This window comes from Vibrio sp. R12-SG2-ISO1 (genome assembly GCF_059834045.1).
In genome coordinates this window covers 381,989-394,946 of sequence record NZ_JCBDGO010000008.1, presented here as the reverse complement: position 1 = coordinate 394,946, position 12,958 = coordinate 381,989, and the positions used below count along the sequence as shown (strand labels likewise).

Annotated in this window: 12 protein-coding genes; all 12 read left to right on the top strand. The window is 49.2% G+C overall.

Features of this window, described 5'->3' with window-relative positions; all coding sequences use genetic code 11:
- The first annotated feature begins 4 nt into the window (after positions 1-4).
- The 12 genes from AC6R10_RS07175 to fliE all read left to right on the top strand — a co-directional run bounded on the left by AC6R10_RS07175 (position 5) and on the right by fliE (position 12,950).
- Positions 5-907: a Dyp-type peroxidase gene (locus AC6R10_RS07175; protein ID WP_500628870.1), complete on the top strand. Its 903-nt coding sequence runs from the start codon at positions 5-7 to the stop codon at positions 905-907.
- Positions 908-1,034: 127 nt separating this feature from the next.
- Positions 1,035-2,168: a flagellin gene (locus AC6R10_RS07170; RefSeq protein WP_500671868.1), complete on the top strand. Its 1,134-nt coding sequence runs from the start codon at positions 1,035-1,037 to the stop codon at positions 2,166-2,168.
- 269 nt (positions 2,169-2,437) lie between these two features.
- Positions 2,438-3,571, top strand: a complete 1,134-nt coding sequence (locus AC6R10_RS07165) for a flagellin (RefSeq protein ID WP_334555237.1) — start codon at positions 2,438-2,440, stop codon at positions 3,569-3,571.
- A gap of 253 nt (positions 3,572-3,824) precedes the next feature.
- The gene (locus AC6R10_RS07160; protein WP_334555238.1) at positions 3,825-4,958 is read left to right on the top strand and encodes a flagellin; all 1,134 of its coding nucleotides are present in this window, start codon (positions 3,825-3,827) and stop codon (positions 4,956-4,958) included.
- A 70-nt stretch (positions 4,959-5,028) separates the two neighbouring features.
- Positions 5,029-5,457, top strand: coding sequence for a flagellar protein FlaG (gene flaG / locus AC6R10_RS07155; RefSeq protein ID WP_334555239.1), 429 nt, complete (start codon positions 5,029-5,031; stop codon positions 5,455-5,457).
- A 20-nt stretch (positions 5,458-5,477) separates the two neighbouring features.
- Complete coding sequence (gene fliD / locus AC6R10_RS07150) at positions 5,478-7,502, top strand: flagellar filament capping protein FliD (RefSeq protein WP_500671867.1); 2,025 nt, start codon at positions 5,478-5,480, stop codon at positions 7,500-7,502.
- Positions 7,486-7,809 carry a flagellar protein FliT gene (fliT, locus tag AC6R10_RS07145; protein ID WP_500629281.1) on the top strand — a complete coding sequence of 108 codons (324 nt, stop codon included), beginning with the start codon at positions 7,486-7,488 and terminating at the stop codon, positions 7,807-7,809. The genes fliD and fliT overlap by 17 nt, the downstream gene beginning before the upstream one ends.
- A 12-nt stretch (positions 7,810-7,821) precedes the next feature.
- Positions 7,822-8,232 (top strand): flagellar export chaperone FliS, encoded by a 411-nt coding sequence (fliS, locus tag AC6R10_RS07140; protein WP_500629280.1) that lies wholly within the window; start codon positions 7,822-7,824, stop codon positions 8,230-8,232.
- Between the two features lie 255 nt (positions 8,233-8,487).
- Complete coding sequence (locus AC6R10_RS07135) at positions 8,488-9,954, top strand: sigma-54 dependent transcriptional regulator (protein WP_334555243.1); 1,467 nt, start codon at positions 8,488-8,490, stop codon at positions 9,952-9,954.
- Positions 9,955-10,074: 120 nt separating this feature from the next.
- On the top strand, positions 10,075-11,133 hold the full coding sequence (locus AC6R10_RS07130) for a sensor histidine kinase (protein ID WP_487902633.1): 1,059 nt from the start codon (positions 10,075-10,077) through the stop codon (positions 11,131-11,133).
- 2 nt (positions 11,134-11,135) lie between these two features.
- Positions 11,136-12,542 (top strand): sigma-54-dependent transcriptional regulator, encoded by a 1,407-nt coding sequence (locus tag AC6R10_RS07125; RefSeq protein WP_500671866.1) that lies wholly within the window; start codon positions 11,136-11,138, stop codon positions 12,540-12,542.
- Between the two features lie 96 nt (positions 12,543-12,638).
- Positions 12,639-12,950 carry a flagellar hook-basal body complex protein FliE gene (gene fliE, locus AC6R10_RS07120; RefSeq protein ID WP_334555246.1) on the top strand — a complete coding sequence of 104 codons (312 nt, stop codon included), beginning with the start codon at positions 12,639-12,641 and terminating at the stop codon, positions 12,948-12,950.
- Positions 12,951-12,958: the final 8 nt, after the last annotated feature.

The window sequence follows — 12,958 nt, the reverse complement described above, 5'->3', positions numbered from 1 at the left end:
AACAATGTCATCGCCACAAAGTGCCATTCTCCCTGAGGCTGGCCCATTTGCTCAATACACACTTCTCAAAATCAAACAGAATCCGCAAAAGGTGCTTGAAAAGCTTCAAGCTCTGCCGCACAAGGTGGCTGAGCTCAATCAGCAGCAACCGGGCGCACAGTTAACCCTGTCGATTGCGTTTACGCACGCATTTTGGTCGCAGCTCGATGCGCCAATGCCAAGCGAATTGATACCGTTCCCTGTTTTGGGAGAGGGAAGTGTGGTGGCGCCAAGCAGTGATGTCGATGTGCTGATTCACTGTCACTCACTGCGTCATGATCTGCATTTTTACCTTCTGCGTACGCTGATGGCGGAGGTGGCCGATGAGGTCGAGATTGTGGATGAGACATACGGTTACCGCTACCTAGACTCTCGTGATATGACCGATTTCGTCGATGGCACAGAAAACCCGAAAGAGGGGCAACGTCATGAAGTGGCGATCATCCCTGAAGGTGAATTCGCCGGTGGTAGTTACGTGATGGTTCAGCGCTTCGTGCACAATTTACCTGCATGGAATCGCCTTAACGTGTCAGCTCAAGAAAAAGTGGTTGGTCGTACAAAACCGGATTCTATTGAGTTAGATGACGTGCCAGCGGCATCGCATGTTGGCCGCGTTGACATCAAAGAAGACGGGAAAGGACTGAAAATTGTGCGTCACAGCTTACCGTATGGTTCAGTATCGGGTGAGCATGGTCTGCTCTTCATTGCTTACTGTAATACGCTGCACAATTTCAAAGCGATGCTTGAGAGTATGTACGGTGTGACAGATGGCAAGACGGATCAACTGTTGCGTTTTACCACCGCGGTAACCGGGGCTTACTTCTTCGCGCCTTCTGAGGCAATGCTGACGGAGTTAAGCGTCAAATAATCTCCCTCATAAAGCTTAAACGCGAGAGCCGAAGCATCCAGCTTCGGCTTTTTCATATTTGTCATTAAAGAATGGCGTGATTGGCCGATATAACCTGTAGGACTTTAATTGAATTTGTAGTGAAATCATGGCGATCACCGTAAACACCAACGTGTCAGCAATGACGGCGCAGCGATATTTGAGTAGCGCGACAGAGATGCTCAATCAATCGTTGGAGCGGCTCTCTTCGGGCAGCCGGATCAATAGCGCCAAAGATGACGCAGCGGGTTTACAAATCTCTAATCGTCTTGAGTCACAAATGCGCGGGCTCGATGTTGCAATGCGCAATGCCAATGATGGCATTTCAATCATGCAAACCGCGGAAGGGGCGATGCAAGAGACGACCTCCATCTTACAGCGTATGCGCGATCTCTCTTTGCAGTCGGCCAACGGTTCGAACAGTCAAGCTGAAAGGCAGGCGTTACAAGAAGAAATGGGCGCTTTAAACGACGAATTGAATCGAATAGCAGAAACGACCTCTTTTGGTGGGCGAAAATTGCTCAATGGTGGCTTTGAAACCTCTTCGTTTCAAATCGGTGCTAGCTCAGGGGAGGCGGTTCAGGTGTCACTAAAAAGCATGCGCACCGACACCCTAGCGATGGGCGGGTTTAGCTACCGTGCTGGCTTATCTGCAGGTTCAGATTGGCAGGTCTCGCAAGGGGCATCGATGCTCAATATTCAGTACACCAACGCCGCAGGTGAGCAAGAACAAATCCAAATAAAAGCCAAACAGGGTGATGACATAGAGCAACTGGCGACTTACATCAATGGGCAAACGGATACAGTCTCCGCCTCGGTGAATGACGACGGGCAACTGCAACTGTTTATCGCCGGTAAAGAAACATCAGGAACCTTATCTTTCTCGGGCAGCTTAGCCAATGAATTGCAACTGGGGCTGGTGGGTTACGAGGCGGTCGATAATCTGGATATTTCCAACGTCGGCGGCGCGCAACGAGCGGTATCAGTGATTGATACGGCGCTGCAGTACGTCGATAGCCATCGAGCAGAATTAGGCGCAATGCAAAACCGCTTTGATCATGCGATCAACAACCTAGGCAACATCAACGAAAACCTTGCCGCCTCCAACAGCCGCATTAAGGATACTGACTACGCACGTGAAACGACGCAGATGGTCAAACAGCAAATCTTGCAACAAGTGAGTACCTCTATCCTTGCCCAGGCGAAACAGCAACCCAATCTGGCGTTAACGCTGTTGAATTAATCGTCATTATTGAGAAAACAAAAATCTCAAAAAAGAGAAAGCTATCGACAGGTCTAAATAAAGCTTTAGCGAAAAAATGAATTTTTTAACGATTATTGCCCGTTAATCACGTTTTCCTCCCCAACTGCCTTTTTTTCGAAAAAAACAAAAAAAATGTCTCAAGCTTTTCCGCCTCACGCCGTTAATAAAAGTAACTTTGAGAGAACTACTTTGGTTTTCCGAGACGTCGGAAACCGGATACATCGGAAAATCAATTTGGAGAAATCACCATGGCAGTGAATGTAAATACTAACGTAGCAGCAATGACAGCACAGCGTTACCTAAATAGCGCGAACAATGCACAACAAGCTTCAATGGAGCGTCTATCTTCTGGTTTTAAAATCAACAGCGCGAAAGACGACGCAGCAGGTCTACAGATCTCAAACCGTTTGAATGTGCAAAGCCGCGGTCTTGATGTCGCTGTACGTAACGCGAACGACGGTATCTCTATCGCGCAAACTGCTGAAGGTGCGATGAACGAGACAACCAACATCTTGCAACGTATGCGTGACCTATCGCTTCAATCAGCGAATGGCTCGAACTCAAAATCTGAGCGCGTGGCGATTCAAGAAGAAGTCACAGCTCTAAACGACGAGCTAAACCGTATCGCGGAAACAACCTCTTTTGGTGGTAACAAGTTGCTTAACGGTACTTACGCAACGAAATCGTTCCAAATCGGTGCAGACAACGGTGAAGCCGTCATGCTGACGCTCAACGACATGCGTTCTGACAACGTTGGCATGGGTGGTACTAGCTACGTTGCACAAAACGGTAAAGATAAGGACTGGTCTGTTCAAGCGGGTACCAATGATCTCACGATCAACCTGACTGACACCGACGGCCAAGCACAAACCATCAATATCACCGCGAAAGAAGGGGATGATATTGAAGAGCTTGCAACTTACATCAACGGTCAAACTGACATGGTAAAAGCCTCGGTTGATGAAGATGGCCAACTGCAAATCTTTGCAGGTACCAACAAAGTTGACGGCGCAGTGAGCTTCTCTGGTGGTCTAGCGGGTGAGCTAAACATGGGCCCAGGTCAAGACGTAACAGTGAACACCATTGACGTGACGACGGTAGGGGGCGCGCAAGAGTCTGTCGCGATTGTTGATGCGGCGCTTAAATATGTGGATAGTCACCGTGCAGAGTTGGGTGCGTTCCAAAACCGCTTCAACCACGCGATCAACAACTTGGACAACATCAACGAAAACGTGAACGCGTCGAAGAGCCGAATCAAAGACACTGACTTCGCGAAAGAGACAACAGCACTGACCAAATCTCAGATCCTGTCTCAAGCGTCAAGTTCAATCTTGGCTCAAGCGAAACAGGCGCCAAACTCGGCACTCAGCCTACTTGGCTAATCGCCCTCCGCGCTTATCAAATAAAAATCCAGCTTCGGCTGGATTTTTTACGTTTGGTGTTTGCAAGAATTTTCATGGTAGTTAGATCAGTTTCACGAAATTGTACGGATGTGAGGCAAAGAGAAAAAAACTTCATTTTTTTTCTAAAGGTATTTTTTGCTTCGCCGTTACAAGACTGAGAGAAATGAGATGCGCCGAAGTGAGGTGAGAGACACGACAGCGCATCACCCCTAATGCCAAAGGAGATCAATATATGGCAATTAACGTAAACACGAACGTGTCTGCGATGACCGCTCAGCGCTACCTCAATGGGGCGTCGGATGGTATGCAGAAATCCATGGAGCGTTTGTCATCGGGTTACAAAATCAACAGTGCCCGTGATGATGCTGCCGGTCTACAAATCTCAAACCGTTTAACGTCTCAGAGTCGTGGTCTTGACATGGCGGTGAAGAATGCCAATGACGGTATCTCTATTGCTCAGACGGCTGAAGGTGCGATGAATGAAACCACCAACATCCTTCAACGTATGCGTGATTTGGCACTGCAATCGTCAAATGGTTCGAACTCGCGTTCAGAGCGAATTGCGATCCAAGAAGAAGTCACGGCACTGAACGATGAATTGAATCGTATCGCCGAAACCACTTCGTTTGGTGGCAACAAATTGCTCAATGGTTCATTTGGTAGCCAGTCTTTCCAGATTGGTGCCAGTTCCGGTGAGGCGGTGATGTTATCCATGGGCAACATGCGTTCTGATACAGCAGACATGGGCGGTAAAGCGTATATTGCTACGGCGGGTAAAACACCCGATTGGACAGTGAGTGCAGGCGCGAGCGACCTGACTTTAGACTATACTGACGTGCACGGTGAGGCGAAAAGCTTGACCATCAACGCGAAAGAAGGCGATGACATCGAGCAATTGGCCACTTACATCAATGGTCAAAGTGAAGATGTGAAAGCGTCGGTTGGCGAAGATGGCAAACTGCAACTGTTCGCTGCGACCAATAAAGTCTCTGGTGATGTCACCATTGGCGGTGGTCTTGGTGGAGAGATCGGCTTTGGCGCCGCGCAAGATAAAACCGTCGCAGATGTCGATGTCACGACCGTTGCGGGCTCGCAACTGGCAGTGTCAGTGATTGATGGCGCGCTAAAGAGCGTGGACAGTCAGCGCGCGGAACTCGGTGCGTTCCAGAACCGCTTTGGTCATGCGATCAGTAACTTGGATAACATCAACGAGAACGTCAACGCGTCGCGTAGCCGTATCCTTGATACAGATTACGCCAAAGAGACGACAGCGATGACCAAATCGCAAATTCTTCAGCAAGCGAGTACGTCGGTTCTAGCGCAAGCTAAGCAGTCACCGTCGGCAGCTCTTAGCTTATTAGGTTAATCGGTAGGTTCGCAGGAGCTTATTGGTAGTAGCATGCGCTACTGACCTATGAGGTGGAAGGGAGATTGTTATGGACATACCATCTAACACATCGAACATCCAGCCTTACGGCTCAGAAAGTGGCACTAAAATTGCTTCTAAGTATGATGGTGCGCAGTCCATTTCTTTAAGTAAAGAAAAGGCCTCTACCCATGAAATGAGCAAGCAGTCTGCCGAGTCTGTCACGCAAGCGATAGAAGCGGCGAAAGCTCGTGAAAAGCTCAATAGCCAAGAAAGGCAACGTTTGGTCGAGGAGATGAATGATTTCATTTCGTCCATCAACAAAGGGTTGTCCTTTCGAGTGGATGAAGAGTCGGGGAGAGATGTGGTCACTATTTACGAAGCGAGTACTGGCGATATTATCCGCCAGATACCCGACGAAGAGATGCTGGTAATATTGCGGCGCCTAAGGGAACAAACGGCTCGATACTCATCGGGCTTAGTAAACCAAACGGTGTGATCGTACTTCGAGGTGATTGAATGAGTTTTGGCCCTATTGGGATGAACACTGGCATGGACATCAATTCCATGGTCAGCAAAATTGTTGATTCGGAGCGTGTGCCTAAGCAGCAACGTATCGACAATGAGCGAGCCGAAATTGAGTCTAGTATCAGTGCCTATGGGCGACTCAGAGAGTCGCTGGATACGATGAGAAGCTTGATGCAAAACTTTCGTACAGAGAAAGCGTTTGCAGCAAGAAAGGTCGATACGACCGATGACTCTGTTGTCTCCGCGACGGCAACCACAGAAGCTATCGCTGGTCGATACGCTATCGATGTGTTGCAGCTTGCCCAAAGTCATAAAATTGCGTCTGATGTTTTGCCAGCAGATGGCAAATTTGGACCGGGCAAGCTGCAGATTTCGATGGGCAACCGAAGTTTTGATGTCGATGTTCAATCCGGCTCGAAACTGGTCGATATTGTACGTGGTATCAACAACGATAAAGCCAATCCAGGCGTTCGCGCCTCAATCATTAACGACGTCGACGGCCCTCGTCTTATCGTCGCCTCCAATAAATCCGGCGAAGAGAACAGCGTATCGCTGCTTGCAGACGCACAGCCGGGTGATCTACTTAAAAATCTAGAATACAAAACGCTTGAGCAGCGCGTGAAAGATCTTGAACGTGCGCGCGCTCAGGCGCAAGAGCTGCTTGTCCCTCTCACTCCAGAAGAGCAAGCGGTTGCCGACAAAATCGCGCAAAGAAACATCGAAGCGGCAAAACTTGTCGATCAGGAAATTGCCGATGCCTCAAAGCAAGCGGCCATTCAAGCCGACCCTAACGCCGCAAAAGATGCGTCAGCAGGGAATGAGCTGTCCGATAGTGCAGCGGCAGCGGCGGCCGGCGCGGGTGTTGAGGCGAACAAGTACATCAAACCAGAAGATCGCATTCCAGGTTGGACGGAAACCGCTTCAGGGACTTTGCTCGACTCTTATTGGGAACCAGAGCCTGAGCTCGATGCCAAAGCGCGCGAGAAAGCCGGTGATGTCCCTGGATGGAGTAACACCGCGTCAGGCACACTGACAGACTCCTACGTGACGCCGAAAGAGGCGCAAGCCAAGCTCGAAGCGGAACAAGCTCGTATTGAGCAGAAGATGGCCTCCGAAAAGGCAGCGCTTCAGCAGCGCGTTGATTCTGGCGAATTGACAGCAGAACAAGCCAAAGAGTTGGAGCGAGCAAAATTACCGAAAGAAGAGCGCGAATATCTAGAACGTGTCGATGCCGCGCAAAAAGCCCTTGAGGACGCACAACGCTCTTTTGAGTCTTATCGCGGGATGACGCAGGTCCAAGCAGCCCAAGACTCCAAAGTGATGCTCGATGGTGTCGCCCAGTTGTCGAGTGACAACAATATTATAGAAAATGCCATTGAAGGGGTCGATTTAACCTTAAAAGGTCGTACGACGCCCGGAAAACCCGCATCGGAAATCGATATTGAGTATGACCGAGAAGGTGTACGCCAAGATATTGAGCAGTTTGTTGCTGCTTACAATCAGTTCTATCAAGTCTCAAAAGAACTGTCTGGAGTCGATCCCCGTACAGGCATGGCGGGCCCACTATCAGGCGACAGTATCGTCCGCAATGCCGATGCTAGGTTGAAATCTGTCTTCTCATCCGCTATTGAGCCAGCGCCCGATGACCTCAAAACATTAACCGAGTTTGGTATCACCACCACACGTCAGGGTAATCTTGAGATTAATTACGCGATGCTCGACAGGCAAATCAACAATAACTTCAATAAGCTTGAAGCCTTCTTTGGTGGCAATCAAGGGTTTGCCAAAAAAGTGGAAGATGCCATTCAAGGGTTAACTGGCGCGACTGGGTCGATTCGAACTCGTGAGCAGAGCATGATTGAGCGCAACTATGGTCTTCGAGATGATCAGGCGGCACTGGATCGCCGCATGGAGAGTTTGGAGCAGCGAACTCACGCCAAATTTTCGGCGATGCAGGACGCGACCAGTAAAATGCAATCACAGTTAGCAGGGATGATGAATGCACTTGGCGGATGATTTTTCGGCGCAACTGGCCACTTTGTGTGATATTGATCAAGCTATTGGCCATCTGCTTTCAATAGATGACATAAATACTGAAGAAATCACCGCCCAAGTCGATACAAGGGAACAGATATTGCAGAAGTTACTCTGCATGATCGAACAGTGCCCTGAGTTAGCGCAATTGCCGGCTTGGCAACGCGCCATAGATGACACTGCAGCCATGGTGAAGTTGATGCAACAGAAAACGGCCCTCGCAGGCCAAGCGCTAAAACAGTATCGTCATGGTCAACGCTCGGTTCAGCAGTACAAAAAGTTTTTATAAAAGAGGATAGTTATGCGTGGTTCTTTACAGGCTTACAAGAAGGTATCGGTTGATAGCCAGCTCAGTGCGGCCTCCCCGCATAAGATAGTGCAAATGCTGATGGCTGGAGCTATCGAGCGTCTTATTCAAGGGAAAGCAGCAATGCAAGCTGGCAATGTTCCAGTGAAGGGAGAGCGTTTGGGTAAAGCGTTAGACATCATCATCAGCTTACGCAGCTGCTTATCGATGGATGATGGCGGTGACATTGCACAGAATCTCGACCAACTCTATGAGTTTATGATCACTCAGATCACGGAAGCGAATCATAAAAATGAACCGCAGCCTATTGACGATGTGATTGAGATTATACGTGAAATCAAATCAGCATGGGATCAAATACCCACTGAGTTTCATAACCTTACCGCAGCAGAAGTGGGCATTTAACCCGCACTTCGGTCAAGAAATGTTAAGTCGAAAGCCTTTCATTAACGCGCTTTTGGCTTAACATCACACCGAGTTATTGCTCGGTTGCCTTTTGCTATTTATCACATAGAATATAAGCCACTACGTAGCCTAGTGGCTTATTTTTGTTGTAGAAGTTTATACATTCTCTGTCGTTACACCTACACTGTAATTGAAAGACGTTAGAACAGATAAAACAGCCACAACGTTTCTGATAAAAGGCAAATATTCTCACCTATGCAAGGTTTAGCAAAAATTCTCGTGATTGAGGATGACGCGCAGGCGCGAATCAATCTGAGTAACATATTGGAGTTTGTAGGAGAACAGTGTGAGGCCATCTCTTCTCGCCAATTAGAAGAGCCCAATTGGTCTGGTTTGTGGGGCGGCTGTATCGTCGGTTCCCTGATTGGAGACTCACTGCCTGCAAGCCTGAGTGAAAAACTGGCCTCTGCCAACCATATCCCTTTACTGATAGCCGGTACGCATTCTTATCCCGTCGATGAGCTGACCAATTATGTTGGCGATCTCGAATACCCATTAAATTACCCGCAACTCAGTGAAGCCTTACGCCACTGCAAAGACTTTCTAGGCCGCAAAGGTGTAAATGTCTCTGCATCGACTCGAAAAAACACCTTGTTCCGAAGTCTGGTTGGCCAGAGCATGGGCATTAAGGAAGTGCGTCACCTAATCGAGCAAGTGTCTGGCACGGAAGCGAATGTATTGATTCTGGGTGAGTCCGGTACAGGTAAAGAAGTGGTGGCACGCAATATTCATTACCACTCAGCGCGACGCAATGGGCCTTTTGTGCCGATCAACTGCGGCGCTATTCCACCGGACCTGCTGGAAAGCGAACTGTTTGGTCATGAAAAGGGCGCGTTTACCGGCGCGATCACTTCAAGAAAAGGGCGCTTTGAGCTGGCAGAAGGCGGTACGCTCTTTTTGGATGAAATCGGCGATATGCCGATGCCGATGCAGGTTAAACTGTTGCGGGTTTTGCAAGAGCGCACATTTGAACGTGTTGGGGGCAACACCACGATTCGTGTCAACGTACGAGTGATTGCCGCTACTCACCGGAACCTTGATAATATGATTGTGGATCAATCTTTCCGCGAAGACCTCTACTATCGTCTCAACGTTTTTCCAATCGAAATGCCCGCTCTGCGTGATCGTAAAGAAGACATTCCGTTGCTATTGCAAGAGTTGATGACGCGAATGGAATCGGAAGGATCGCAGCCTATTTGCTTCACGCCTCGTTCTATCAATTCATTGATGGAACATGAGTGGCCTGGCAATGTCCGCGAGCTCGCGAACTTGGTAGAGCGTATGATTATCCTCTATCCAAACAGTTTGGTTGACGTTAACCACTTACCCACCAAGTATCGTTATAGTGACATTCCTGAGTTTCAACCAGAGTACCACTCCACGGAGTCGGTTGAAGAGCAGGAGCGTGATGCCTTGCATGATATTTTCTCTGAAGACTTTAGCTTCGAAGGGAGCGACCCATTTCAAGAGTTTGATAACGCGCCGCAAGATCTGCCGCCCGAAGGCGTCAATCTTAAAGAGATGCTCGCAGAGCTTGAGGTCAACATGATCAATCAAGCCCTTGAAGCGCAAAGTGGTGTTGTGGCACGCGCTGCGGACATGTTAGGCATGCGACGCACCACCTTAGTTGAGAAAATGCGTAAATATAATTTGCAGCGCTAAAGTGCCAAAAACTCAACTGTCAAATAATCGACTTTTGTAAGTTTTTGAAAAATATATAAAATAGCCTGGTATGCAATTTGCATTTCAGGCTATTGTTGTATTTACGATAAGAATGTCGACATGACCTCAAACCCACCGACAGAACCCGCGATGCCATTGGGCACGCTCGAAGAGCAAGTAGCACGTTATCAGCAAGTGTTGGATGTGATGCCCGCAGGCGTCATTTTGCTCGATACACAAGGTGTTGTGCGAGAAGCCAACCCTGAAGCGCAAAAACTCCTTGAAGTTCCGCTGGTGGGGGCTCGTTGGTTTGAAGTGATTCAGCACGCGTTTGCGCCGCGTGAAGACGATGGCCATGAAATTTCTTTGCGCAACGGGCGCAAAGTCCGACTGGCGATTTCCGCCTCGGCGACGGGGCAATTGATTCTCATCACTGACCTTACCGAGACGCGTTTGTTGCAGTCGCGCATCAGTGATTTGCAGCGGCTCTCTTCGCTTGGGCGCATGGTGGCGTCGCTGGCCCATCAGGTGAGAACGCCTCTGTCGAGTGCCATGTTGTACGCTTCCAATTTGGCGGCGCCGAATCTGCCTCCTGCAACGAAAGACCGCTTTCAATCCAAATTAATGGATCGATTGCATGACTTGGAAAAACAGGTCAACGACATGTTGCTGTTTGCCAAAGGCGGCGACAACAAAGTCGTTAAACCTTTTTGCATTGGCGAGTTAGTGGATGAGTTCTCCCCGATGGTGGAGACCGCGTTAAAGAACAATCAGATAGACTATCATTTAGAAGTAGAGCAAGAAGAGACCTTACTACTCGGCAATGCCAATGCGCTAGCCTCAGCTTTGAGCAATTTGGTGATGAATGCGATCCAAATTGCAGGCAAAGAGTCTCAACTCGACGTCTTTTTTAGGCCCGTGAAGGGTGAACTGAAAATCTCGGTTCAAGACAGTGGCCCAGGGGTACCCCCTGAGCTGCAAAGCAAAATCATGGAGCCCTTTTTCACCACACGCTCCCAAGGTACTGGGCTTGGCCTTGCGGTGGTCCAGATGGTGTGTCGAGCACACGATGGGCGTTTAGAGCTCATATCAGAACCGGGTGATGGCGCATGCTTCACCATGTGTATTCCGTTGCAACGCAACGTGGAACCCAATCAAGATCTAAGCACTGGAGAATAACAATGGCTCAAAGCAAAGTACTGATCGTTGAAGACGATGAAGGTCTACGCGAAGCGTTGGTCGATACGTTAGCGCTGGCGGGGTACGAATGGCTTGAAGCGGACAGCGCCGAAGACGCGTTGGTTAAGCTAAAAAGCCAAGAGGTGGATATCGTTGTTTCTGATGTGCAAATGGCAGGCATGGGCGGTCTCGCCTTGCTAAGAAACATCAAGCAGCACTGGCCTAACTTGCCGGTGCTATTGATGACGGCCTACGCCAATATCGAAGATGCCGTGTCAGCGATGAAAGAGGGCGCCATTGACTACATGGCAAAACCTTTTGCTCCAGAAGTCCTACTTAATATGGTCAGCCGATACGCGCCGATCAAATCGGATGACAATGGCGACGCTGTAGTCGCAGACCAAAAAAGCCTTAAGCTGCTGGCGTTGGCCGATAAAGTGGCGAAAACCGATGCGAGCGTGATGGTGCTTGGCCCAAGCGGTTCGGGCAAAGAGGTGATGTCGCGCTACATACATAATGCGTCATTGCGCAAAGAGGGCCCTTTTGTCGCGATTAACTGCGCCGCTATCCCAGATAATATGCTTGAAGCCACCTTATTTGGTTATGAAAAAGGGGCCTTTACGGGCGCCGTTCAAGCGTGTCCGGGTAAGTTTGAGCAAGCGCAAGGCGGTACGATTTTGCTCGACGAAATCAGTGAGATGGACTTGAGCCTACAAGCCAAATTGCTGCGTGTTTTGCAAGAGCGAGAAGTGGAACGTTTGGGGAGCCGCAAAAGCATCAAACTGGACGTGCGCGTACTGGCGACCAGTAACCGCGATCTTAAGCAATACGTCCAAGAAGGGCATTTTCGCGAAGATTTGTACTACCGCCTCAATGTCTTTCCGATTACTTGGCCAGCACTGTGTGACCGACCGGGGGATATTGAACCGCTCGCTAATCACTTGATGCAGCGTCACTGTTCAAAACTTGGGATGCCGGTTCCGCAGTTGGAGCAAAGTGCGATTCATAAATTGCTGACTTACCGTTGGCCTGGCAACGTACGTGAATTGGATAACGTGGTGCAACGTGCCCTGATTCTTAGCGATCAAGGGCAGATTCACGCTGAGCACATTCTGTTGGAAGGGCACGATTGGCATGACGCGTCAGGCTTACAACAAGTCGTTCAAGAGGGGCATGTGATGGCGCCGGACGTCAAGCCGATTGCTGAAGCGGAGGCATCGCGTCAGCTCTCAGGGGGAAGTGGCTTGGGAGGCGAGCTTCGTGACCAAGAATACGCGATCATTTTGGAGACCATGGCCGAGTGCCAAGGGCGCCGCAAAGAGATGGCCGAGAAGCTGGGTATCAGCCCACGTACCTTGCGCTACAAGTTAGCGAAAATGCGTGATGCGGGGATTGATATTCCTAACTAACGTGCTATTTTTCGTCTCATTCAAACGTGGCATGCAGTTTGCAGCGTCAGAGAAACAGCAGAACAAAATGTCAAAGAGTTGACAATCGAGGTACGGATGAAAATTGACGGTTTTCAGGGCGAAATGCAAGCCATGATGTTTGAAGCAAGTAACACCAGACCTGCCGCCACCGGTCATACGGTCGGGGCGGATTTTGGCGACTTACTCAACAATGCCATCAATAACGTCAATCAACTTTCGAAAACCTCGAGCAACTTACAAATGCGCTTTGACCGCGGAGATGAAGATGTCTCTTTGTCTGATGTCATGATTGCCCGCAACAAATCGAGCGTGGCTTTTGATGCGACAATCCAAGTACGAAACAAGTTTGTTGAAGCGTACAAAGAATTGATGAATATGCCAGTTTAATAGTAGGT

What these genes read in the sequence shown, in the direction of transcription:
- AC6R10_RS07175 (WP_500628870.1), top strand. Translation starts at nt 5, where the DNA reads ATGTCATCGCCACAAAGTGCCATTCTCCCTGAGGCTGGCCCATTTGCT.
- AC6R10_RS07170 (WP_500671868.1), top strand. Translation starts at nt 1,035, where the DNA reads ATGGCGATCACCGTAAACACCAACGTGTCAGCAATGACGGCGCAGCGA.
- AC6R10_RS07165 (WP_334555237.1), top strand. Translation starts at nt 2,438, where the DNA reads ATGGCAGTGAATGTAAATACTAACGTAGCAGCAATGACAGCACAGCGT.
- AC6R10_RS07160 (WP_334555238.1), top strand. Translation starts at nt 3,825, where the DNA reads ATGGCAATTAACGTAAACACGAACGTGTCTGCGATGACCGCTCAGCGC.
- flaG (WP_334555239.1), top strand. Translation starts at nt 5,029, where the DNA reads ATGGACATACCATCTAACACATCGAACATCCAGCCTTACGGCTCAGAA.
- fliD (WP_500671867.1), top strand. Translation starts at nt 5,478, where the DNA reads ATGAGTTTTGGCCCTATTGGGATGAACACTGGCATGGACATCAATTCC.
- fliT (WP_500629281.1), top strand. Translation starts at nt 7,486, where the DNA reads ATGCACTTGGCGGATGATTTTTCGGCGCAACTGGCCACTTTGTGTGAT.
- fliS (WP_500629280.1), top strand. Translation starts at nt 7,822, where the DNA reads ATGCGTGGTTCTTTACAGGCTTACAAGAAGGTATCGGTTGATAGCCAG.
- AC6R10_RS07135 (WP_334555243.1), top strand. Translation starts at nt 8,488, where the DNA reads ATGCAAGGTTTAGCAAAAATTCTCGTGATTGAGGATGACGCGCAGGCG.
- AC6R10_RS07130 (WP_487902633.1), top strand. Translation starts at nt 10,075, where the DNA reads ATGACCTCAAACCCACCGACAGAACCCGCGATGCCATTGGGCACGCTC.
- AC6R10_RS07125 (WP_500671866.1), top strand. Translation starts at nt 11,136, where the DNA reads ATGGCTCAAAGCAAAGTACTGATCGTTGAAGACGATGAAGGTCTACGC.
- fliE (WP_334555246.1), top strand. Translation starts at nt 12,639, where the DNA reads ATGAAAATTGACGGTTTTCAGGGCGAAATGCAAGCCATGATGTTTGAA.